This window comes from Magnetospirillum sp. UT-4 (assembly GCF_902729435.1).
Classification (GTDB): Bacteria; Pseudomonadota; Alphaproteobacteria; order Rhodospirillales; family Magnetospirillaceae; genus Magnetospirillum.
Map to the genome: position 1 here is coordinate 21,353 of NZ_CACVCG010000052.1, position 20,837 is coordinate 42,189.

20 protein-coding genes are annotated in these 20,837 nt (G+C 68.6%); 15 read left to right on the forward strand and 5 right to left on the reverse strand.

Annotated features, from left to right (window positions below; genetic code table 11):
- The first annotated feature begins 184 nt into the window (after nt 1-184).
- From MTBUT4_RS07995 to MTBUT4_RS08005, 3 genes are read left to right on the forward strand one after another with little or no spacing between them, the layout of a single operon-like run.
- Nucleotides 185-1,906, forward strand: coding sequence for a bifunctional diguanylate cyclase/phosphodiesterase (locus MTBUT4_RS07995; protein ID WP_173979147.1), 1,722 nt, complete (start codon nt 185-187; stop codon nt 1,904-1,906).
- A complete protein-coding gene (locus tag MTBUT4_RS08000) occupies nt 1,903-2,223 on the forward strand; it encodes an Hpt domain-containing protein (RefSeq protein WP_173979148.1) in 321 nt (106 codons plus the stop codon). The genes MTBUT4_RS07995 and MTBUT4_RS08000 overlap by 4 nt, the downstream gene beginning before the upstream one ends.
- The gene (locus tag MTBUT4_RS08005) at nt 2,220-2,603 is read left to right on the forward strand and encodes an Rrf2 family transcriptional regulator (protein ID WP_173979149.1); all 384 of its coding nucleotides are present in this window, start codon (nt 2,220-2,222) and stop codon (nt 2,601-2,603) included. Before MTBUT4_RS08000 ends, MTBUT4_RS08005 begins: the two co-directional genes overlap by 4 nt.
- Nucleotides 2,604-2,648: 45 nt before the next feature.
- Here MTBUT4_RS08005 and MTBUT4_RS08010 read toward each other — a convergent pair whose 3' ends face one another.
- Together MTBUT4_RS08010 and epmA are read right to left on the reverse strand one after the other, a co-directional pair.
- Nucleotides 2,649-3,803, reverse strand: a complete 1,155-nt coding sequence (locus MTBUT4_RS08010; protein ID WP_173979150.1) for an ATP-binding protein — start codon at nt 3,801-3,803, stop codon at nt 2,649-2,651.
- Between the two features lie 58 nt (nt 3,804-3,861).
- Nucleotides 3,862-4,914 carry an EF-P lysine aminoacylase EpmA gene (gene epmA, locus MTBUT4_RS08015; protein ID WP_173979151.1) on the reverse strand — a complete coding sequence of 351 codons (1,053 nt, stop codon included), beginning with the start codon at nt 4,912-4,914 and terminating at the stop codon, nt 3,862-3,864.
- 26 nt (nt 4,915-4,940) lie between these two features.
- On the opposite strand from epmA, the gene MTBUT4_RS08020 reads away from it, so the two are divergent.
- From MTBUT4_RS08020 to MTBUT4_RS08055, 8 genes are all read left to right on the forward strand, one after another.
- Complete coding sequence (locus MTBUT4_RS08020) at nt 4,941-5,969, forward strand: lysine-2,3-aminomutase-like protein (protein ID WP_173979152.1); 1,029 nt, start codon at nt 4,941-4,943, stop codon at nt 5,967-5,969.
- Between the two features lie 62 nt (nt 5,970-6,031).
- Nucleotides 6,032-7,696, forward strand: coding sequence for an EAL domain-containing protein (locus tag MTBUT4_RS08025; protein WP_173979153.1), 1,665 nt, complete (start codon nt 6,032-6,034; stop codon nt 7,694-7,696).
- 10 nt (nt 7,697-7,706) lie between these two features.
- The gene (locus MTBUT4_RS08030; RefSeq protein ID WP_173979154.1) at nt 7,707-8,150 is read left to right on the forward strand and encodes a cyclic nucleotide-binding domain-containing protein; all 444 of its coding nucleotides are present in this window, start codon (nt 7,707-7,709) and stop codon (nt 8,148-8,150) included.
- Between the two features lie 84 nt (nt 8,151-8,234).
- Complete coding sequence (efp, locus tag MTBUT4_RS08035) at nt 8,235-8,798, forward strand: elongation factor P (RefSeq protein ID WP_173979155.1); 564 nt, start codon at nt 8,235-8,237, stop codon at nt 8,796-8,798.
- Nucleotides 8,799-8,977: 179 nt separating this feature from the next.
- The gene (locus tag MTBUT4_RS08040; RefSeq protein WP_173979156.1) at nt 8,978-9,775 is read left to right on the forward strand and encodes an inositol monophosphatase family protein; all 798 of its coding nucleotides are present in this window, start codon (nt 8,978-8,980) and stop codon (nt 9,773-9,775) included.
- 126 nt (nt 9,776-9,901) lie between these two features.
- Entirely contained in the window at nt 9,902-11,104 is a 1,203-nt protein-coding gene (locus MTBUT4_RS08045) for an OmpA family protein (protein ID WP_254434788.1), read from the forward strand.
- Nucleotides 11,105-11,222: 118 nt separating this feature from the next.
- Nucleotides 11,223-12,353, forward strand: a complete 1,131-nt coding sequence (locus MTBUT4_RS08050; protein WP_173979157.1) for a flagellar motor protein MotA — start codon at nt 11,223-11,225, stop codon at nt 12,351-12,353.
- 1 nt (nt 12,354) lies between these two features.
- Entirely contained in the window at nt 12,355-13,404 is a 1,050-nt protein-coding gene (locus tag MTBUT4_RS08055; RefSeq protein ID WP_173979158.1) for a peptidoglycan -binding protein, read from the forward strand.
- Nucleotides 13,405-13,592: 188 nt separating this feature from the next.
- Here MTBUT4_RS08055 and MTBUT4_RS08060 read toward each other — a convergent pair whose 3' ends face one another.
- Together MTBUT4_RS08060 and MTBUT4_RS08065 are read right to left on the reverse strand one after the other, a co-directional pair.
- Nucleotides 13,593-15,509: a propionyl-CoA synthetase gene (locus MTBUT4_RS08060; RefSeq protein WP_173979159.1), complete on the reverse strand. Its 1,917-nt coding sequence runs from the start codon at nt 15,507-15,509 to the stop codon at nt 13,593-13,595.
- Nucleotides 15,510-15,720: 211 nt separating this feature from the next.
- Nucleotides 15,721-15,894 (reverse strand): YdcH family protein, encoded by a 174-nt coding sequence (locus MTBUT4_RS08065; protein ID WP_173979160.1) that lies wholly within the window; start codon nt 15,892-15,894, stop codon nt 15,721-15,723.
- 149 nt (nt 15,895-16,043) lie between these two features.
- On the opposite strand from MTBUT4_RS08065, the gene MTBUT4_RS08070 reads away from it, so the two are divergent.
- Complete coding sequence (locus MTBUT4_RS08070) at nt 16,044-16,613, forward strand: UbiX family flavin prenyltransferase (protein WP_173979161.1); 570 nt, start codon at nt 16,044-16,046, stop codon at nt 16,611-16,613.
- Between the two features lie 46 nt (nt 16,614-16,659).
- Here the strand turns inward: MTBUT4_RS08070 and MTBUT4_RS08075 are convergent, their stop codons facing one another.
- Nucleotides 16,660-17,754, reverse strand: a complete 1,095-nt coding sequence (locus MTBUT4_RS08075) for an ATP-dependent 6-phosphofructokinase (RefSeq protein ID WP_173979162.1) — start codon at nt 17,752-17,754, stop codon at nt 16,660-16,662.
- Between the two features lie 114 nt (nt 17,755-17,868).
- On the opposite strand from MTBUT4_RS08075, the gene MTBUT4_RS08080 reads away from it, so the two are divergent.
- The 3 genes from MTBUT4_RS08080 (at nt 17,869) to hemA (ending at nt 20,813) form a co-directional block, all read left to right on the forward strand.
- Complete coding sequence (locus tag MTBUT4_RS08080; RefSeq protein WP_173979163.1) at nt 17,869-18,075, forward strand: YdcH family protein; 207 nt, start codon at nt 17,869-17,871, stop codon at nt 18,073-18,075.
- 2 nt (nt 18,076-18,077) lie between these two features.
- Nucleotides 18,078-19,463 carry an aspartate aminotransferase family protein gene (locus MTBUT4_RS08085; RefSeq protein WP_173979164.1) on the forward strand — a complete coding sequence of 462 codons (1,386 nt, stop codon included), beginning with the start codon at nt 18,078-18,080 and terminating at the stop codon, nt 19,461-19,463.
- 114 nt (nt 19,464-19,577) lie between these two features.
- The gene (gene hemA, locus MTBUT4_RS08090) at nt 19,578-20,813 is read left to right on the forward strand and encodes a 5-aminolevulinate synthase (protein ID WP_173979165.1); all 1,236 of its coding nucleotides are present in this window, start codon (nt 19,578-19,580) and stop codon (nt 20,811-20,813) included.
- The last annotated feature ends 24 nt before the right edge of the window (nt 20,814-20,837 follow it).

The following is a 20,837-nucleotide window of genomic DNA, read 5'->3' on the forward strand; positions in this document are numbered from 1 at the left end:
ACAACCATTCAACACGCCAAGTATTGCCCCCCAACGCCGGGGCCGCAAGCGGATTCTGCCTATTCCAAATGCATGGCTGACATCTGCATTATGTGACGGCACGCGACGCCGTCGACCGCAGGCCTTGCGCCGAGGGGCGGTGCTGCGTCATCCTGTAAAAAAAATACATCGACGGGGACATTCATTGCCTGATTCCACCCAGTCCGACCTGGAACGGGAGAACGCCGAGCTTCGGCTGTTCCGCACGGTCTTCGACATGGCCGCCGAGGGAATCGTGGTCACCGATGGCGACAACCGCATCCTCGCGGTCAACCCCGCCTTCACCCTCATCACCGGCTACGAACCGTCCGAGGTGATCGGCAAGGACCCCAATGTCCTGCGTTCGGGGCTGCAGGAGCAGAGTTTCTACGACGCGATGTGGGAGCAGGTGCGGCGCACCGGCCGCTGGGACGGCGAGCTGCTGAACCGCCGCAAGAACGGGGCGATCTTCCGCGAGTGGCTGTCCATCGCCACCGAGCGCGATTCGCAGGGCGGCGTGCTGCGCCATATCGGCATCTTCCGCGACGTCTCCGAGGCCGAGGACACCGCGCACCGGCTGTGGCGGCACAACAACCTCGACCCCCTGACCGAGCTGCCCAATCGCGGCCTGCTGCTCGACCGCCTGCTGCAGGCGCTGGTCATCGCCGGGCGCGAGAACTCGCGCGCCGCCCTGCTGTTCATCGGCCTCGACGGATTCAAGACCATCAACGACACGTTGGGCCACACCATCGGCGACAAGCTGCTGCAGGAGGCGGCGCGCCGGTTCTCCGGCTGCCTGCGTGAGGGCGACACCCTGGCCCGCTTCGGAAGCGACGAGTTCGTCGCTGTACTGGCCGCCGCCCATTCGGTGGAAGAGGTCGAGGCGGTGGTGCGCACGGTGCTGGAATCGCTGCACGAACCCTTCCTCATCGAGGCCCACCGCATCCTGACCTCGGCATCGATCGGCATCAGCCTGTGGCCGGGTGACGGCGACGACGTCGAATCGCTGATGCGCAACGCCACCGGCGCCATGCAGCAGGCCAAGGAGGCCGGGCGCGGCACCTTCCGCTTCTTCACCGCGCATATGGACGCCCGCGCCCAGCTCCGCTCGCGCCTGGCCGGCGAACTGTCCGAGGCGCTGGAGCACGGCGAGTTCAGTCTGGTCTACCAGCCCCTCATCAACGTCAGGGACGGCCGCGTCGAGGGGGCGGAGGCCTTGCTGCGGTGGCACAGCCGCTATATCGGCGCCATCGGTCCCGACCAGTTCATTCCCCTGGCCGAGGAGATGGGCCTGATCCTGCCCATCGGCGAATGGCTGCTGGCCGCCGCCTGCGCCGAGGCGGCCGGGTGGGAGCCGGCCGGGCTGGGGCCGCTCTCGGTGGCCATCAACGTCTCGCCGCGCCAGGTGCAGCAGACCGATATCGCCGCCACCCTGGAACGGGTGCTGAAGGCCAGCGGGCTGGCGCCAGAGCGGGTGACCGTCGAGATCACCGAAAGCCTGGTGCTCAACGCCGGCGACGAGGTGCTGGACAAGCTGAACCGCATCCGCGCCCTGGGAGCCCGTATCGCGGTGGACGATTTCGGCACCGGCTACGCCTCGCTCAGCTATCTCAAGCATTTCCCGGTCGACCAGCTCAAGATCGACCGCAGCTTCGTCGCCGACGCGCTCGACAATACCGAGGACAGCCGCCTCATCGAGGCCATCGTCGCGCTCGGCCATTCGCTGGGGATGACGGTGGTCGGCGAAGGCGTCGAGACCAAGGAGCAACTGGCCTTCCTGGCCGAGCACGGCTGTGATCTGGTCCAGGGCTACCGCTTCAGCCCGCCGCTGGCCGCCGACCGCTTCCGCGAGTTCGTGCGCTCGCGCGCCTTCATCCTGCCGCCATGAGTGGTCCGCCACCCGACATTCCGCCCGGACTGGAAGGCCTGCTGCCGGCCTTCGCCGCGGAAGTCGATGGCGATTGCCGCGCCCTGGTGCGCCTTGCGGCGGACGGCGACGCCCCGGTCCTGGCCGAGCATGCCCACGCCATGCGGGGCAAGTGCGCCATGTTCGGCGAGACCATCCTGCACGACCTGCTGACAGCGGTGGAACTGGGGGCGGGCGCCTTCTCCGCCGAAGAAATGGCGGCGCTATTGACGCGTATCATTGAACGGTCCGATCAACTGCGTAAATATATGTCTTCAGACATAAGCGGGCGGCCATGAAGATCACTCAGTTCACCGATTTCTCGCTCCGGATGCTGCTGTATCTGGCGGCCAATCGTGATCGCCCGGTGACCGTGCGCGAGGTGGCGGGCTTCTACGACATCTCGTCCGAACACTTGAAGAAGATCGTGCGCCGCCTCAGCGAATTGGGCCACATCCGCACCATGCGGGGCAAGAACGGCGGCCTGCGCCTTGCCCGCGAGCCGGCCGAGATCAACCTCGGCCAACTGGTGCGGCAGGCGGAGAACCTGTCCCTGCTGCCATGCTACGAGGGCTTGCCCTGCCAGGTGGTGAACTGCAAGCTGCGCGGCGTCGTCGACGAGGGCCTGGCCGCCTTCCTCGCCGCGTTCGACCGCAAGACCCTGGCGGATATCATTTAGGACAATCAACCCTCGCCCACCCGCGGGCGAGGGGATGACCCCCCTTCAGGGACCCAGCACCCGCACCGGCGGGAACAGGGCGGCGACCGTGGTGCCGGTGCCCGGGGTGCTTTCGATGTGCAGACGGCCGTCGTGCAGTTCCACGAAGCGCTTGCACAGGGGCAGCCCGAGGCCGGTGCTCTCGCCCGAATGCCGGCGCGCCTGCAGCGAATCCACCTGGCCGAAGGGCTCCAGCACGAAGGCGATGTCCTTCGGCGCGATGCCGATGCCGGTATCCGACACCCCGAGGTGCAGCCAGCCTTCGGGCGTGACCGCCGCGCGGGTCTCGATGCGGCCGCCGTCGGGGGTGAACTTGATGGCGTTGGACAGCATGTTGAGCAGGATCTGCCGCACCAGCCGGCCGTCGGCGCGCAGCCGCACCCCGGGCTGGATCCGGGCGGCGAGCGTGTGTCCGGCCCGCTCGGCACGCACCGCGATCATGGCGTGGACATCCGGCACCAGAACGCCCACCTCCAGCGTCTCCTCGCGCAGGTCGAAGCGCCCGGCCTCGACCTTGGACAGGTCCAGGATGTCGTTGATCAGCGACAGCAGGTGGTTGCCGGCCGACTGGATGTCGGCGGCATACTGGACGTAGCGCGGATCGCCCAGCGGTCCCCAGATTCCCATCCGGATCATCTCGGCGAAGCCGATCACCGCGTTGAGCGGCGTGCGCAATTCGTGGGACATGCCGGCGAGGAAGTCGGACTTGGCGCGCGAGGCCTCCTGGGCCTGTTCCTGCGCCGCCTTCTGCTCGCTGATGTCCACATGCATGACCGAGGCGCCGACCCGTCCCTTGACGTCCGACGCCAGGGCCGAGATGACGCAGCGGAACCAGCGCCGCTCGCCGTTGCCATGGCAGGGATAGTCGTGCTGGAAGGATTGCGCCCGGCCGCCCAGCACCGAGGCCAGGCCCCACGCCACCACCCGGCTGTCCTGGTCGTCGCAGGCGCTGGCCTCCAGGTAGTTGACACCCCGCCAGCCCTCGGGATTGCCACCGTTCTCGGTGGCGAAGCGGCGCCACGCGGCGTTCACCGTGATGATGAAGCCATCATGGTCGAGGATGGCGGTCGGCGCCGGCAGGGCGTCGAGGAAAGACGCCAGCACGTCCGAAGGAAGCGTTGCCGTGTTCCAGCCCCCGAAGCTGTGGTGATCATCGTCCATGCGGGCGGTTCCCTTTGGTCGCCAAAAGCGATGGTACGCGATCAGGCTAATACTTTCGTCATGAATTTTCGGAAACCGGGGGCTGCGCCACCGGCATCCAAAGAACGTCCTCGATGGATGGCGCCCCGGTCAGCAGCATGACCAGCCGGTCCAGCCCCAGCGCATTGCCGGCGCAGTCGGGCAGGCCGGCGGCGAGGGCGGCCAGGAAGTCCTCGTCGATGGGATAATGCTCGCCGTAGAGCGCCTGCTTCAGCTCCATGTCGGCCTCGAAGCGGCGGCGCTGCAGGGCGGCATCGGTCAGCTCGGCGAAGGCGTTGCACAGCTCGATGCCGCAGGCGTAGGCCTCGAACCGCTCGGCGATTCGGGGATCGGCGGGGGAGGGGCGGGCCAGGGCCGCCATGGCCACCGGCCAGGAATGCAGGATGGTCGGCGCCTCGCCGTCCAGCTGCGGCTCGACGCAGTCCATCATCAGCTTGAAGAAAACGTCGTCCCAGCGATCGGCCGGGCTGGTGGATACGCCCAGGCGGGCGGCCTCGGCCTTCAGCGCCGCCTCGTCACCGGTGGTGGCCAGCACGTCGAAGCCGCAATGGTGGTGAAAGGCCTCGGCCACCGACAGCCGCCGCCAGGGCAGGAAGGGGTCGCAGCGGCTTTCGCCGCGCACCAGGTGGCTGGCCCCGGCGGCCGTGGCGCAGGCCCGCACCAGCGCCTCGGTCTCGTCCATCATGTCGTCCAGGCCGGCCCCGGCGCGGTACCATTCCAGCATGGTGAATTCGGGGCTGTGGCTGGCCGAGCGTTCCGCGTTGCGGAACACCCGGGCGAGCTGGAAGATGCGCTCCATGCCGCCGGCCAGCAGCTTCTTCATGGCGAATTCGGGGCTGGTGTGCAGGTAGAGCGTCGAGTCCGGCCCGCCCCAGGGATCGACAAGCGCGGTGGCGAAAGCCTTCAGGTGGATCTCCAGGCCGGGGCTGACCTGCAGGCAGGGGGTCTCGACCTCGGTGAAGCCGCGCTCGGCGAAGAAGGCGCGGATGGCGGCGACCATGCGCCCGCGCGCCGCCAGGTTGGCGCGGCGGCTTGCCAGCGAGTCGGGGCGCCACCATTCTTTGCCTGCCATCCATGTTTCCTTTAGAACTGCGCCGAATGGACCGTACTCTTCGCACCGTCGATGCCCTGGTCGCCGCCGGTCTCGTCACCGAAGCCGCCCGCGGCCGCCTCGACGCGGTGGCCGCCCGCACCGCGGTGGCGGTCACCGCCCACGTGGCGGCGCTGATCAATCCCGCCGATCCCGCCGATCCCATCGCCCGGCAGTACCTGCCGGCGCCGGAGGAGCTGGCGACGGCGCCCGAGGAGCGCGCCGACCCCATCGGCGACGAAGCCTACAGCCCGCTCAAGGGTCTCGTCCACCGCTACCCCGACCGGGTGCTGCTGAAGCCGATCATGGTCTGTCCGGTCTATTGCCGCTTCTGCTTCCGCCGCGAGGCGGTGGGCGATTCCGGCGCCACCCTGGGGCCGGCCGAGATGGACGCCGCCTTCGCCTATGTCGCCGCCCGCCCACAGGTGCGCGAGATCATCGTCACCGGCGGCGATCCCTTCATGCTGGGGGCGGCCCGGCTGGCCGACCTGGCGGCCCGCGCCGCCACCATTCCCCATCTCGACGTCTTTCGCATCCACACCCGGGTGCCGGTGGCCGATCCGGCCCGGGTCACCCCCGAGCTGGCGGCGGCGCTGGCCGGCGGTCGCGGTCCGGCGGTGTGGGTGTCGGTGCACGTCAACCACCCGGCCGAGCTGTCGTCCGAAGCCTGCGCCGCCCTGGCCCGGCTGGCCGATGCCGGGCTGCCGCTGGTGGCGCAGACGGTGCTGCTGAAGGGGATCAACGACACCGCCGAGGTGCTGGAGGCGCTGTTCCGCGCCCTGGTGCGCCACCGGGTGCGGCCCTATTACCTGCACCACCCCGACCTCGCCCGCGGCACCGCCCATTTCCGCCCCACCCTGGCCGAGGGGCGGGCGCTGATGCGCGCCCTGCGCGGGCGGCTGTCGGGCATCGCCCTGCCGACCTACGTCCTCGACATCCCCAGCGGCGCCGGCAAGGTCCCGGTGGGGCCGGATTGGTGGGACGAATCCGCCGGCGAGGTGGCCGATCCGGCCGGCGGGCGGCACCGGTATCCGTAGACGCCGTGGGGTTCCTGTGGTTGAATCCGGATGAACGTCGACGTTGATCCGGGCGGGATGGCATGACGGCAAACGCACCCTCGGCACAGGCCGTTTTCAAGGCGGAGCGCGACCGCTTCCTCAAGCTGGCGTTCTGCCGCGCCGATCTCCTGTTCGAGCTGGACCACGCCCACGAGATCGTGTTCTGCGCCGGTCCCACCGCGCCGCTGTTCGGCGCCATCGAGGCGAGGATGGCGGGGACGCGTTTCTTCGACCTGATCGCCGAAGGGGAGCGCCGGCGCACCGAGGCGGCGATGATGAACCTGGACAAGGACGGCCGGCTCAACGACATGCCGGTGGTGCTGCGCTCGGGCAAGGGCAGCCCGGTGCATGCGGTGCTGGCCGGCTTCCGCGCCCGCGAGTTCGACAACCACTTCTTCCTGGCGCTGAAGATCCAGCTGGCCGAGGCCGAGGCGGCGGCGGCCGAGGCCTGCGCCCTCGAGGAACAGCCCGACGAGGCCGCCTTCGCCAAGGTCGCCGCCCAGCGCCTGCACCAGGCCGGCGAGGCGGGCGACGAGGCCAAGGTGTCGCTGATCCGCCTGCGCAAGCTGAAGGAACTGGCGGAAAAGCTGGGCGGCGGCCAGCGCCATTCGCTGCTGGCGGCCATCGGCCGGGTGCTCAGGCGCTATTCCCTGGGCGGCGACGCCGCCGGGCGCATCGACGACGACAGCTTCGCCTTCGCCCATGGGGCGGGCATCGACCCCGAGAAGGTCAATGCCGAGATCGAGGAGGCGGCGCAGGCCTTCCTGCCCGCCGGCACCAGCATCGACGCCCGCTCGGTGACGCTGGAGGCCGATATCGGCTCGCTCACCGAGGACCAGGTGGCGCGCGCCCTGGCCCATTCCATGCAGCAATTCTGCGCCGGCAAGGACCGCCTGACGGTGCAGAGCCTGACCGACGCCCTCGACGAGATGCTGGACGGCACCGTCAAGACCGCCAAGTACTTCCAGCAGGTGACCAAGAAGGGCGATTTCGACGTGGTCTACATGCCCATCTGCGACCTGCGCCTGGGCAAGGTTCACCATTTCGAGGCGCTGTCGCGCTTCCGCGACGCCGAGCGGGCAAAATCCACCTTCCAGATCATCACCCTGGCCGAGAATCTGGGGGTGATCGCCGATTTCGACCTGGCGGTGGTGGCCAAGGTGACCGCGGAGCTGGACAAAGTGTGGAAGCGCAAGCCGCTGCCGACGGTGGCGGTCAACCTGTCGGGCATCTCGCTGGCCAGCGACCGCTTCGTCGAGGCGCTGCACAAGTATCTCGGGCGCGTTCCCGGCCTCAACCGCCGCATGATGTTCGAGATGACCGAATCGGCCGGCATCGCCGACATGGAGCGCACCAACAAGGTGATCCAGAGCCTGCGGAGCAAGGGCTACCTGTTCTCGCTGGATGATTTCGGCGCCGGCTCGGCCAGCTTCGACTACCTCAACGCCTTCGACGTCGACATCGTCAAGTTCGACGGCCCGGTGGTGCGCCGCGCCTGCGCCTCGAAGCGCGGCCACGATCTGCTCAGCACCATGTCCAAGATGTGCACCCAGGCCGGCATCCAGACGGTGGCGGAAATGGTCGAGGACAAGAAGGTCGCCAACCAATTGTTCTATTGCGGCGTCGATTACGGTCAGGGATGGTATTTCGGCAAGCCGTCGGCCAATCCGCTCGATTTCGAGGGGAATTTCGCCGGGGCCCATTAATGGGGGGGAGATGTCTCGCATCGCATTCCAGCGCGCCTTCCAGGAACTCGATGACGGCGAGCTCGACGACCTGATCGCCAGCGCCGAGCGCTTCACCTTCCCCGCCGGCACCCGCATCCTGCGCGAGGGCGAGGACAATGCCCGCATCTTCGTGGTGCTGGAAGGCGCCATCCGGGTGGTGCATTTCGAGCGCGAGGGGGCGGAGAAGAAAATCGCCGATCCGCTGGGTCCGGGCGACGCCTTCGGCGAGATGTCGTTCATCGACGAAATGGGCGCCAGCGCCACCCTGATCGCCGATTCCGACGTGGTCGCCAAGGCCGCCGGCAAGGACCTAGTGGCCGCCCTGGCCGCCCGCCATCCCGGCTTCATGGAGCGCTTCTACCTCTCGCTGCTCTACACCGTCATCCGCCGCCTGCGCCGCCTGGACGCGGCGTTCCTGATGCGGGGGAAGTAGGAAAAGGGGCGGGGGCGGTTGCCATGGCCGCCCCAAGCTGCTAGGTTCCGCGCCAATTTCCCGGCAGCCCTTTCGGAATTCCCAATGAAGATCAACGCCAACCTGATTCGCGTCGGCAACATCATCGAGCACAACGGCAAGCAGTGGGCCGTGCTCAAGACCGCCATCGTTCAGCCCGGCAAGGGCGGCGCGTTCATCACCGTCGAGATGCGCGACATCCGCACCGGCACCAAGACCAACGAGCGCTGGCGCACCGCCGACACCGTCGAGAAGTGCAATGTCGAGGAGAAGGAGTGCACCTTCCTGTTCCTCGACGGCGAGCACCTGACGTTCATGGATGCCGAGAGCTTCGAGCAGTTCACCGTGCCGTCCGAGATCCTGGGCGACGCGGCGGCCTTCCTGCAGGACGGCATGGTGGTGGCGGTGGACTTCATCGAAGGCTCGCCGGTGTCGGTGTCGCTGCCCGAGAAGGTGGTGATGACGGTGACCGAGGCCGATCCGGTGGTGAAGGGCCAGACCGCGTCGTCGTCCTACAAGCCGGCCAAGCTGGAGAACGGCCTCAAGATCCTGGTGCCGCCGTTCATCGCCGAGGGCGAGAAGATCGTGGTAAACACCGGCGACTGCTCCTACGTCGAGCGGGCCAAGTAGTCGTATCCGTGCCCGGGAAGGCCTCGCCCTTCGAGACAGCCACTGCGTGGCTTCCTCAGGGTGAGGCTGAATTCCTGAGAGATTGGTTGGCGCCCTCATCCTGAGGAGCGGCCGCAGGCCGCGTCTCGAAGGATGGGGGCGCCAGGCCGCTTCAACACCTTGTCAAAGGGTCCTTCCCGATGATCGTTCGTTCCGCGCTGCTCAACGTCATGATGGCGGCGGCCCGCAAGGCGGGCCGCGGCATGCTGCGCGATTTCGGCGAGGTCGAGAAGCTGCAGGTGTCCATGAAGGGCACCGCCGATTTCGTCTCGTCGGCCGACCTGAAGGCCGAGAAGACCCTGCGCCAGGAACTGGCCAAGGCGCGCCCCGGCTACGCCTTCCTGCTGGAAGAGGGCGGCGAGGTGGCGGGCGAGGACAAGAGCCATCGCTGGATCGTCGATCCCATCGACGGCACCACCAACTTCCTGCACGGCATCCCGCACTTCGCGGTCTCGGTCGGGCTGGAGCGGGACGGCGAGATGGTGGCCGGCGTGGTCTACGAGCCGATCTCGGATTCCATGTTCCATGCCGAGAAGGGGGCGGGCGCCTTCCTCAACGACTGGCGCCTGCGCGTCTCGGCCCGGCGCAAGATGGACGAATCGGTGATCACCACCGGTATCCCCCATCGCGGACGCCCGGGGCAGGAGGTGTTCATCAAGGAGCTGACCGCGGTGATGACCAACGCCGCCGGCGTGCGCCGCTTCGGCTCGGCCGCCCTCGACCTCGCCTATGTGGCGGCGGGGCGCTGCGAGGGCTATTGGGAACATTCCATCAAGCCGTGGGACATGGCCGCCGGAATCGTGCTGGTGCGCGAGGCGGGCGGCTACGTCACCGATTTCGAGGGCAAGGGCGACATGCTGGCGTCGGGCGACGTGGTCGCCGCCAACGACCAGTTGCATGCCCCGCTGCTTTCGTTGCTTCGGCGGGCTGCGAATTAACTGAAAATTTACGCTTGCAACGAAGTGAGAAGCCGGGATCGATTTCGGCATCTCACTGTTGTAGCGCGAGTCGTCATCATGTAGTCTCTCGACAATTCTGATGAGAGAGGCGGGGGTATTCGGCCCATGGCGATGGCGACTTGGCGGGTTCTGGCGCTGTCCGCGCTGGCGGGCGCCGTAGCCCTGCCGGCTTCGGCCCAGGTGGTGATCGGCGGTTCCGACCGCCCCAGCGTCGAGATCAACTGGGCGGTGCTGGACAGCCTGGGACGGCAGCCCACCCTGGCGGACATGCTGAAGGCGGAGGTCCCGGCCACGCCGGCGGCGCAGTCGCGCCTTCCCGGCACGCAGGCTCCGGTCGCCTACCGCCCGTTCAAGGGCGACAAGGGCGGCGCCGCCCCGGCCCCGCAGAAGACGGCCAAGGCGCTTCCCGCCGCGATGCCGGCCTCCGAGCCGGTCTACAAGCCCTACCAGCCCGTGAAGGCCGAGCCGAAGCCGGTGCCCGTGGCGGCCGCGCCCGCGCCCGAGCCGGCCAAGCCGGCGGCCAAGGTGGAAATCGCCAAGGCTGAAATCGCCAAGGTCGAAGCGCCTGCCCCTGCCGCGCCGTCACCCGCTCCGGTGACCGCCGCCCCGGCTCCCGCGCCCAAGCCGGTTGCCGCCAAGCCCGAACCGGCCAAGGTCCAACCGGCCAAGCCCGAACCGGCGAAGCCGGCCGGGCCGCAGGTGGCGCTGCCCGAGATCGCCAAGCCCGCGCCCGCGCCTGCGCCCGCGCCGCAACCGGCACCGCCCGCCGCCACCGCGGTGGTGCAGCCCATGGGGCTGACCCCGCCGCCGCTGGCCAAGGCCCCGGCAGCCCCCGCCGCCCCGGTCGCCAAGGTCGAGCCGCCGCCGGCTCCGGCTCCGGCCCCGGCCGCCATTTCCGTTCCGGTCCCGCCGCCGGCCCAGATCGCCTCGCTGCCGCCCGCCGCCGCCCCCGTGGTGGTTCCGGCGCCGGCCCCGGCGGTGCCGCGCCTGTCGGGCGACACTTTGTCCATCATCTTCTCGGCCGACGAGTCCAAGGTCCCTGCCTCCTCCCAGGCCAGCCTGGACGCGCTGGCCAAGCGGCTGGAGAAGGATGCAGGCCTCGGCCTGCAGCTGATGGCCTTCGCCGCCGGCAACGAGGCGGACGCCTCGAAGGCCCGCCGGTTGTCGCTGTCGCGCGCCCTCGAGGTGCGCAAGGCGCTGATGGAGAAGGGCGTGCGCTCGACCCGTATCGAGGTGAGGGCGCTGGGCAACCGCCTGGAAGGCCAGGGTCCCGCCGACCGCGTCGATGCTGTGATGGTGGCGCGCTGAGCCCATCGGCGGGCCTGCCGCTTCCCGGCTAATCCGTCAGTCCGGCTGCCCATCCCGCCCGGAAATGGACACAATCGGGACCCATGGTGGTCCCAGTGTTCCAGGTCCAGAGGCGCCCATGACCCAGCCCCGTCGTTATCTGCTGCGCATGGCAGCCTTTCTTGCCGCGGTGGCGGCGGTGGCGGCCCTGCTCGCCCCCGGCCTGCTGGCCGCCTTCATGGCCAATCCCGGCCTCAACGGCCTGATCGTCGGCGTGTTCCTGGTCGGCATCGCCATGAACTTCCGGCAGGTGCTGCTGCTCAAGCCCGAGGTCGAATGGCTCGAGGGCTGGCGGCGCGGCCAGCCGGTGACCTCCGGCGGCCGGCTGCGGCTGCTGGCGCCCATGGCCGGGGCGCTGGGCGAACGCCAGGGGCGGATGAGCCTGTCGGCGGTGGGCCTGCGCTCGATCCTCGATTCCATCGCGGCGCGCCTCGATGAATCGCGCGAGCTGGCCCGCTACTTCGTCGGGTTGCTGATCTTCCTCGGCCTGCTCGGCACCTTCTGGGGGCTGTCGCGCACGGTGGGCTCGGTGGGCGAGGTGATCGCGTCGCTGTCGGTCACCGGCGGTGACGCCGCGCTGGCCTTCGAGCACCTGAAATCGGGCCTGGAGGCGCCGCTGTCGGGCATGGGCACCGCCTTCTCGACCTCGCTGTTCGGCCTGGCCGGGTCGCTGGTGCTGGGCTTCCTCGACCTGCAGGCTGGCCAGGCGCAGAACGCCTTCTACACCGAGCTGGAGGACTGGCTGGCCGGTCAGACCCGCCTGGGCGGCTCCGGCCCGGTGGCCGAGGGCGACCAGACGGTGCCGGCCTACATCCAGGCGCTGCTGGAACAGACCGCCGATTCCCTGGACGAATTGCAGCGCATCCTGGCCCGCGGCGAGGAAAGCCGAATTTCCACCAACGCCAACATCCGCGCGCTGACCGACAAGCTGTCCACGCTCACCGACCACATGAAGGCCGAGCAGGCGCTGATGATCAAGCTGGGCGAGGCCCAGCTGGACGCCCGCCCGCTGCTGGCCCGCATCGCCGACCAGGCCGGCGGCGGCATCGACGAGGCGACCAAGTCCCACATCCGCAACATGGATCTGGCGCTGTCGCGCCTGGCCGAGGATTCCTCGCGCGGGCACGAGGAGCTGATCGCCGAATTGCGGTCCGAATTCAAGCTGCTGGCGCGCACCATCGCCGCCGTGGCCGAAGACGCGGAGACCTGAGATGGCACTGGCGGGACGGCGGGCGCGCCGGCGCGGCGTCGACATCTGGCCGGGCTTCGTCGATGCCCTGGCCACCCTCTTGATGGCCATGATCTTCGTGCTGCTGGTGTTCGTGCTGGCCCAGTACTTCCTGGGCAACGCCCTGTCGGGGCGCGAGCAGGCGTTGAACCGCCTGGGCGCCGAGATGGCGGCCCTGGCCGAGCAGCTGTCGCTGGAGAAGAAGGCCAACCAGTCGCTGCAGGCCGATCTCGGGCGGCTGTCCGGGCAGCTGACCTCGTCCGAGGCGGAGCGCGAGCGCCTGGGCCACGACGTCGCCGCGCTGGATGCGCTGAAGGCCCAGCTGGAGGCCCGGGTGGCCGAGCTGGACGGCAAGCTGGGCGAGGCCGGTACCGCCCTGGAGGGCGAGCGCCAGGTCAGCGCCCAGGCCCGCGCCGAGCTGGCCCTGCTGGCCCAACAGGTGGAGGCGGCCAAGCAGGAGCTGGCCCGCGTCGCCGCCGCCCTGGAGGCCGCCGAGAAGGCCGGGGCCGACCAGAAGGTGCAGATCGCCGATCTCGGCAAGCGCCTCAACCTCGCCTTGGCCGGCAAGGTCGAGGAATTGCAGCGCTACCGCTCGGAATTCTTCGGCCGGCTGCGCCAGGTGCTGGGCAACCGCCCCGGCATTCGCATCGAGGGCGACCGCTTCGTGTTCCAGTCGGAGCTGCTGTTCGACACCGCCTCGGCGGAACTGGGCCTGGAGGGCATCACCCAGGTGCGCGCCCTGGCCAAGACCCTGAACGAGCTGTCGGCCCAGATCCCCAAGGAGATCAACTGGGTGCTGCGGGTCGACGGCCACACCGACCGCCGCCCCATCGCCTCGGGCCGCTACCCCTCCAACTGGGAATTGTCCACCGCCCGCGCCATCACCGTGGTGCAGACCCTGGTCGCCAACGGCGTCCCCCCCGACCGCCTGGCCGCCGCCGGCTTCGGCGAGTTCCAGCCCCTCGACAAGGGCGAGACGGCCGATGCGTTGGCGAAGAACCGCCGCATCGAGATCCGGTTGGATCAGCGCTGAGGGGCGAGAGGGACTTGGCGATATTCGGGCCTCACCCTGAGGAGGCCGCGCCAGCGGCCGTCTCGAAGGGCGAGGCCCGTCGCACGTTCTTGGCCCGCCTCACCCTTCGAGACGCGGCCCGGGCGGGCCGCTCCTCAGGATGAGGCTGCCGATGGAGCGGAACCGAGCCGGCCCCATAGCCGGCCCGCCTACTCCACCGCCTCCTTGCGCGCCTTGGAATAGCCGATGCTCTGCAGGCTCTCGTCGATTTCCTCCAGGATGGCCGGGTCGTCGATGGTGGCCGGCATCTTGAAGTCCTGGTTGTCGGCGATCTTCTGCATGGTGCCGCGCAGGATCTTGCCCGACCGGGTCTTGGGCAGGCGCTTGACCACGGTGCAGCTCTTGAACGCCGCCACCGGGCCGATGGTCTCGCGCACCAGGGCGACCACTTCCTTCAGCACCTGCTCGTCCGACTTGGTCACGCCGGCCTTGAGGCAGATGAAGCCCAGCGGCAGCTGGCCCTTGAGCTGGTCGGCGACGCCGATCACCGCGCATTCGGCGACGTCGGGGTGGCTGGCCAGCACTTCCTCCATCTGGCCGGTGGACAGGCGGTGGCCGGCGACGTTGATGATGTCGTCGGTGCGGCTCATGACGTAGACGTAGCCGTCCTCGTCGATGATGCCGGCATCGGCGGTCTTGTAGAAGCCGGGGAACTCGCCCAGGTAGCTGTCGAAGAAGCGCTGCTCGGCGTTCCACAGGGTGTAGAAGGTGCCGGGCGGCAGCGGCAGCTTGACCACCAGCGAGCCGGTCTGGCCCGGCTTGCACGGGTGGTGGCCCTCGTCCAGCACCTGCAGGTCCCAGCCCGGGGCGGGCTTGGTCGGCGAGCCGGGCTTGACCGGGAATTCATGCAGGCCCAGGCAATTGGCGGCGATGGACCAGCCGGTCTCGGTCTGCCACCAGTGATCGACCACCGGCACCTTCAGGTTGGACTGCGCCCACTTGATGGTGTCCGGGTCCGAGCGCTCGCCGGCCAGGAACAGGGCGCGCAGGCTGGAGATGTCGTACGTCTTCAGCAGCTCGGCATTGGGGTCCTCGCGCTTGATGGCGCGGAAGGCGGTGGGGGCGGTGAACAGCACCGACACCTTGTGCTGGCTGATGACCCGCCAGAAGGCTCCGGCATCGGGGGTGCCGACCGGCTTGCCCTCGTACAGCAGGGTGGTGTTGCCGTTCAGCAGCGGCCCGTAGACGATGTAGGAATGGCCGACCACCCAGCCGACGTCCGAGGCGGCCCAGTAGACCTCGCCCGGCTTGACGTCGTAGACGGCGCCCATGGTCCATTTCAGCGCCACCATGTGGCCGCCGTTGTCGCGCACCACGCCCTTGGGCTGGCCGGTGGTGCCCGAGGTGTAGAGGATGTAGAGCGGGTCGGTCGCCGCCACCGCGACGCATTCGGCCGGGGCCGCCTTGGCCGCGGAATCGGCCCAGTCGTGGTCGCGGCCCGGGATCATCTCGGCCGCCGCCTGCGGGCGCTGCAGGATGACGGTGTGGCCGGGCTTGTGCTCGGCCAGCTCGATGGCGTGGTCCAGCAGCGGCTTGTAGGGGATGACGCGGTTGGTCTCGATGCCGCAGCTGGCCGATACGATGACCTTGGGCTTGGCGTCGTTGATGCGGGTCGCCAATTCGTTGGAGGCGAAGCCGCCGAACACCACCGAATGCACCGCGCCCAGCCGGGCGCAGGCCAGCATGGCCACCGCCGCTTCCGGCACCATGGGCATGTAGACGATGACGCGGTCGCCCTTGTCGACGCCCAGGCCGCGCAGCACGCCGGCGAAGCGCGCCACCTGGTCCTTCAGTTCGGCATAGGTGATGGTGCGGACGGTATTGGTGACCGGGCTGTCGTAGATGATGGCGGGCTGGGCGCCGCGGCCCTCGGCCACGTGGCGGTCGACGGCGTTGAAGCAGGTGTTGCACTCGGCGCCCGCGAACCAGCGGTAATAGGGCTTGCGCGAGTCGTCGAGGACCTTGGTCCAGGGCTTGATCCACGTGATGGCGCCGGCGGCTTCACCCCAGAAGCCCTCGGGGTCCTTCAGCGAACGCTCGTAAGCCTGTTGATACGCGTTGGTCATGGCGTCGACGATCCCTCTGCTTGGATTCGTTGCGGCGGCGGGGACCGCCCTGGCCCCGCTGCCGAGGGGGCCAAGCTTGCCGCAGCCGAAGAATTTTGCAAAGGGCCAATCTCCCCGAAGTGGGGGATGCTGGCCAGCCTTTAGGGGTAGGGCGGAAACGCAACGGGACCGCCAGATGCGGTCCCGCGAGAGTTCTGCGATCGGGAGGCCGTCAGTGCGGCGGCGAGTTCATCTTTTTCAGCTCGTCCTTGATGCGCAGTTTCTGGCGTTTCATCTCCGCGAGCTGGGAATTGTCGGGAAGGGGCCGGCGGGCTTCCGCATCGATGGCGGTCTCGAGCGCGGCGTGCTTGGCTTTCAAAGACTCGATCCGGTCCTGAAGGCTCATTACTATCCTCCCTGAGAGGTGGGTTGGACTCACAGCATAGGACGGGTCGGCCGGACTTGTCAGCAGGGAAAATCGGCCTGTATGCCTGAACGCAATTGCGAAATCAACCCTCTTCCGTAGGGTTATTTCCCCGACAGGAGGATTATGCCATGGGGTCCTGCCCTGCCCGATTGGTGGTGGGTATCAGCGGAGCGTCCGGTATCGTCTACGGCGTGCGGGTGCTGGAGGCGCTGCGCCGCCTGGGGGTGGAATCCCACCTGGTGATGAGCCGGGCGGCCGAGGTCACCCTGGCCCACGAGACCAGCCTGAAGGTGGCCGAGGTGCACGCCTTGGCCGATTACCGCTACAAGCCCGAGGACATCGGCGGCGCCCCGGCCTCGGGCTCGTTCCGCACGCTGGGGATGATCGTCGCGCCCTGCTCAATCCGGAGCTTGAGCGAGATCGCCACCGGCGTCACCACCTCACTGCTCACCCGCGCCGCCGACGTGGCGCTGAAGGAACGCCGCCGGCTGGTGCTGATGGTGCGCGAGACGCCGCTGCACGCCGGCCACCTGAAAAGCATGCTGGCGGCCACCGAGATGGGCGCCGTGGTGGCACCCCCGGTGCCGGCCTTCTACGCCCGCCCCGACAGCCTGGACGACATGGTGGCGCACACGGTGGGCCGCATGCTCGACCTGTTCGGGCTGGACAGCGGCGAGGTCAGGCGGTGGGGGGAGTGATGGAAAACCACCCCTCCCCCACAAGGGGGGAGGGAGAAGAAATCGGTCACCCCCCCGCCATCTCTCCCAGATAGATGCCCAGGCCGCGGGCGGTGTGGGCCAGGGTGCCGTAGGGATCGACGGCGCGGGTGATGCCGGCCACCTCGGACAGCGGCACATCGACCACCTGGCCGTGCTGCCACGCCACCACGCGATCGATCTTGCCTTGCGCGATCAGGTCCACCGCATGGACGCCGAAGGCCGAGGCGACCAGGCGGTCGCGCATGCCCGGGGTGCCGCCGCGCTGGACGTGGCCCAGCACGGTGACGCGGGTCTCGGCCTCGATCAACTGCCCCAGCTTTTCCGCCAGGTACTGGCCGATGCCGCCGTAGCGGGCCTCGCCGCCGGTGTGCAGCTGGGTCATCGCCAAGCCCTTCTCGGTCTTGCAGCCCTCGGCCACCACCACCAGGGCGTGGTTGCGCCCTTCCGCCCGCACCGCAGCGACCTTGGCGACGATGCCGTCCAGCGAATAGGCGATTTCGGGGATCAGGATGACGTCGGCACCGCCGGCGATGCCGGCCGACAGGGCCAGGTGGCCGACGTCGCGGCCCATCACTTCCAGGATCATGACGCGGTGGTGGCTGGCGGCGGTGGGGGCCAGGCGGTCGATGGCCTCGCACGCCACCGACAGCGCGGTGGCGTAGCCGATGGCATAGTCGGTCTGGGCGACGTCGTTGTCGATGGTCTTGGGAATGCCGACCATGGGCACGTTGCCCATCTTGCACAGCTTGTTGAGAATGCGCATGGAGCCGTCGCCGCCGATCACGATCAACGCGTCCAGCCCCAGTTCCTTGTAGCCGTCGACGAAGTCCTGCGAGCGGTCGCGGGTGGTGCCGTCGGGCATGGGATAGGCGAAGGGGTCGCCCTTGTTGATGGTGCCCAGGATGGTTCCCCCCAGCCGCAGCATCTCGCCCGAGACCAGCGACAGGTCGAACTCGCAGAAGTCCAGCGGCCGGTTCATCAGGCCCAGCGAGCCGTCGCGGATGCCGAACACCCGCCAGCCGTAGCCGCGGATGGCGCGGTGCACCACGGCGCGCAACGCCGCGTTCAGGCCGGCGCAATCGCCGCCGCTGGTGAGGATGCCGATACGCTTTTCCGCCATGTGCCCCTCCTGGCAAATCCGACCTTACCCATACCGTTTCAAATCGAGTTCTGCTACTGTGAACGCGACAGGCACACCAGAGTGTCTTGCATCCGTCATGATCTCCGGACCGGCATGATCGACGACAACATCGAAGAGATACGCCGCCGACTGGCCGAGTTGCAGAGCGAACACCGGGACCTCGACGATCTTCTCGTCAGGGTGTCGGTCGATCCCAGCATGGACCAGTTGCAGCTGCAGCGCATGAAGAAGCGCAAGCTGGCGCTCAAGGACCAGATCGCCCGGCTGGAAAACCAGTTGATTCCGGACATCATCGCCTGACCATGACCAGCCCGCTCGCCGCTGCCGACCTCGCGCATCTGTTCCACCCCTACACCAATCTGGTCCGCCATCCCGAGGCCCAGCCGCTGGTGATCGTCAGGGGGCAGGGGGCGCGGGTGTTCGACGAAGCCGGCAAGGATTACATCGAGGGGCTGGCCGGGCTGTGGTGCACCGCGCTGGGCTGGGGCGAGGAGCGCCTGGTCGAGGCGGCGGCGAAGCAGATGCGCGAGCTGGCCTTCTACCACCTGTTCAGCTCGAAGGCCCATGCCCCGGCCATCCGCCTGGCCGAGGAGCTGGCGGCCATGGCCCCGGTGCCGGATGCCAAGGTGCTGTTCGCCTGCTCGGGCTCGGAATCCAACGACACCGCCATCAAGCTGATCTGGTACCTGAACAACGCGCTCGGCCGCCCGGCCAAGAAGAAGATCATCGCCCGCGACAAGGCCTATCACGGCGTCACCGTGGCGACCGCCTCGCTGACCGGGCTGCCCAACAACCAGCGCTCGTTCGACCTTCCCATCGACCGCGTCCTGCACACCGGCAATCCCCATTGGTGGCGCTGCCGCGAGACGGGCGAGAGCGAGGAGCAGTTCTCGGCGCGGCGCGCCGGCGAGCTGGAAAGGCTGATCCTGGCCGAGGGCCCCGACACCGTCGCCGCCTTCTTCGCCGAGCCGGTGATGGGGGCGGGGGGAGTGATCGTGCCGCCCGCCGGCTATTTCGAGAAGATCCAGGCGGTCCTGAAGAAGTACGACGTGCTGCTGGTGGCCGACGAGGTCATCACCGGCTTCGGCCGCACCGGGCGGATGTTCGGCTCCGAGACGTTCGGGATGAAGCCTGATCTGATGACCGTGGCCAAGGGCCTGTCCTCGGGCTACCTGCCCATCTCGGCGCTGATCGTGTCGGGCGAGGTGTTCGGCCCCATCGCCGAGGAATCGGGGCGTATCGGGGTGTTCGGTCATGGCTTCACCTATGGCGGCCACCCGGTCTCGGCGGCGGTGGCGCTGGAGGCGCTGGCCCTCTACCGCGAGCGCGACATCCTGGGCCACGTCGGGGCGGTCTCGCCCGTCCTGCAGCAGGGACTGCGCGATCTGCAGCAGCACCCCCTGGTCGGCGAGGCGCGCGGAATCGGGCTGATCGGGGCGGTGGAGCTGGTGGCCGACAAGGACAGCGGCGCCGCCTTCGCGCCGGCCCTGGGAATCGGTGCCCGCGTGGTGGCCAAGGCGCAAGCCAAAGGCGTCATCCTGCGCGCCATGGGCGACGCGGTCGCCTTCGCCCCGCCCCTGGTCATTTCGGCCGACGAGATCGCCGAGATGCTGTCGCGCTTCCGCTCGGCACTTGACGAAGCTCATGGCGAATTGCTGGCCGAGGCGGCAGTGTCGCCCACAGCCTAGGGAATCGGCCACATTACGGCCATGTTAGTTGCGCCGCTGCGCGGCGATCCTTTAGGATCGCCTCAACTAAATCGAATCCGCGCCGATGAACGGTTGCGGAGGGAGGCAGGCACGATGGATTACCAGCACTACTTCGCCAAGCGGATCTCCGATTTGAAGTCGGAGGGGCGCTACCGGATCTTCGCCGATCTCGAGCGCCAGTGCGGCCGGTTCCCGGTCGCGCTGAACCACCGCGACGGCAAGGTCCATGAAGTGGTGGTGTGGTGCTCCAACGACTATCTGGGGATGGGCCAGCACCCCGAGGTCCTGGCCGCCGCCCACGAGGCCATCGACCGCTGCGGCGCCGGCGCCGGCGGCACCCGCAACATCTCGGGCACCAACCATTACCACGTCCTGCTGGAGCAGGAGCTGGCCGCCTGGAATGCCAAGGAAGCCGCCCTGCTGTTCACCTCGGGCTACGTCGCCAACCAGACCGCGCTGTCGACCCTGGGCTCGACCATCCCCGGCTGCGTCATCTTCTCGGACGAGCTGAACCACAACTCGATGATCGAGGGCATCCGCCAGAGCCGGGCGCCCAAGCACATCTTCCGCCACAACGATCCCGAAAGCCTGGACGAGGCGCTGTCCGCCTATCCCAAGGAGACGCCCAAGCTGGTGGTCTTCGAATCGGTCTATTCCATGGACGGCGACATCGCCCCGCTATCGGCCCTGTGCGACGTCGCCGAGGCCCACAACGCCATGACCTTCGTCGATGAGGTCCACGCCGCCGGCATGTACGGCGCCGAGGGCTCGGGCGTGTCCGAGCGCGACGGCGTGCGCCACCGCATGACGGTGATCCAGGCCACCCTGGCCAAGGCCATCGGCGTGGTCGGCGGCTACATCGCCGCCTCGTCCAGCCTGGTCGATTACGTGCGCAGCTTCGGTCCCGGTTTCATCTTCTCGTCGTCGCTGCCGCCCATGGTGGCCGCCGCCGCCCTGGCCTCCATCAAGGTGCTGCGCCGCTCGCCGGAAATCCGCGAGCGTCACCAGGAACGCGCCGCCACCCTGAAGCGCCGCCTGACCGAACTGAGCATCCCGGTGATGGATTCGGTCAGCCATATCGTGCCGGTGATGGTGGGCAACGCCGCCTTGTGCAAGCAGGCCTCGGACCTGCTGCTGAAGAAGCACGGCATCTACGTGCAGCCCATCAACTATCCCACCGTCCCGGTCAATACCGAGCGCCTGCGCATCACCCCGACGCCGCTGCATACCGATGAAATGATGGACCACCTGGTCAAGTCCATCGCCTCGGTGTGGGACGAGCTGGACCTGCACAAGGCCCACCACGCCAAGAGCGCCGCGGCGGAGTAGCCGCCCCCGTCATTCCGCTGTCTT

Excerpts from the sequence above, each read along its gene's own strand:
- MTBUT4_RS08000 (WP_173979148.1), top strand. The coding sequence starts at position 1,903 with ATGAGTGGTCCGCCACCCGACATTCCGCCCGGACTGGAAGGCCTGCTG.
- MTBUT4_RS08005 (WP_173979149.1), top strand. The coding sequence starts at position 2,220 with ATGAAGATCACTCAGTTCACCGATTTCTCGCTCCGGATGCTGCTGTAT.
- MTBUT4_RS08010 (WP_173979150.1), bottom strand. The coding sequence starts at position 3,803 with ATGGACGATGATCACCACAGCTTCGGGGGCTGGAACACGGCAACGCTT.
- epmA (WP_173979151.1), bottom strand. The coding sequence starts at position 4,914 with ATGGCAGGCAAAGAATGGTGGCGCCCCGACTCGCTGGCAAGCCGCCGC.
- MTBUT4_RS08020 (WP_173979152.1), top strand. The coding sequence starts at position 4,941 with ATGGACCGTACTCTTCGCACCGTCGATGCCCTGGTCGCCGCCGGTCTC.
- MTBUT4_RS08025 (WP_173979153.1), top strand. The coding sequence starts at position 6,032 with ATGACGGCAAACGCACCCTCGGCACAGGCCGTTTTCAAGGCGGAGCGC.
- MTBUT4_RS08030 (WP_173979154.1), top strand. The coding sequence starts at position 7,707 with ATGTCTCGCATCGCATTCCAGCGCGCCTTCCAGGAACTCGATGACGGC.
- efp (WP_173979155.1), top strand. The coding sequence starts at position 8,235 with ATGAAGATCAACGCCAACCTGATTCGCGTCGGCAACATCATCGAGCAC.
- MTBUT4_RS08040 (WP_173979156.1), top strand. The coding sequence starts at position 8,978 with ATGATCGTTCGTTCCGCGCTGCTCAACGTCATGATGGCGGCGGCCCGC.
- MTBUT4_RS08045 (WP_254434788.1), top strand. The coding sequence starts at position 9,902 with ATGGCGATGGCGACTTGGCGGGTTCTGGCGCTGTCCGCGCTGGCGGGC.
- MTBUT4_RS08050 (WP_173979157.1), top strand. The coding sequence starts at position 11,223 with ATGACCCAGCCCCGTCGTTATCTGCTGCGCATGGCAGCCTTTCTTGCC.
- MTBUT4_RS08055 (WP_173979158.1), top strand. The coding sequence starts at position 12,355 with ATGGCACTGGCGGGACGGCGGGCGCGCCGGCGCGGCGTCGACATCTGG.
- MTBUT4_RS08060 (WP_173979159.1), bottom strand. The coding sequence starts at position 15,509 with ATGACCAACGCGTATCAACAGGCTTACGAGCGTTCGCTGAAGGACCCC.
- MTBUT4_RS08065 (WP_173979160.1), bottom strand. The coding sequence starts at position 15,894 with ATGAGCCTTCAGGACCGGATCGAGTCTTTGAAAGCCAAGCACGCCGCG.
- MTBUT4_RS08070 (WP_173979161.1), top strand. The coding sequence starts at position 16,044 with ATGGGGTCCTGCCCTGCCCGATTGGTGGTGGGTATCAGCGGAGCGTCC.
- MTBUT4_RS08075 (WP_173979162.1), bottom strand. The coding sequence starts at position 17,754 with ATGGCGGAAAAGCGTATCGGCATCCTCACCAGCGGCGGCGATTGCGCC.
- MTBUT4_RS08080 (WP_173979163.1), top strand. The coding sequence starts at position 17,869 with ATGATCGACGACAACATCGAAGAGATACGCCGCCGACTGGCCGAGTTG.
- MTBUT4_RS08085 (WP_173979164.1), top strand. The coding sequence starts at position 18,078 with ATGACCAGCCCGCTCGCCGCTGCCGACCTCGCGCATCTGTTCCACCCC.
- hemA (WP_173979165.1), top strand. The coding sequence starts at position 19,578 with ATGGATTACCAGCACTACTTCGCCAAGCGGATCTCCGATTTGAAGTCG.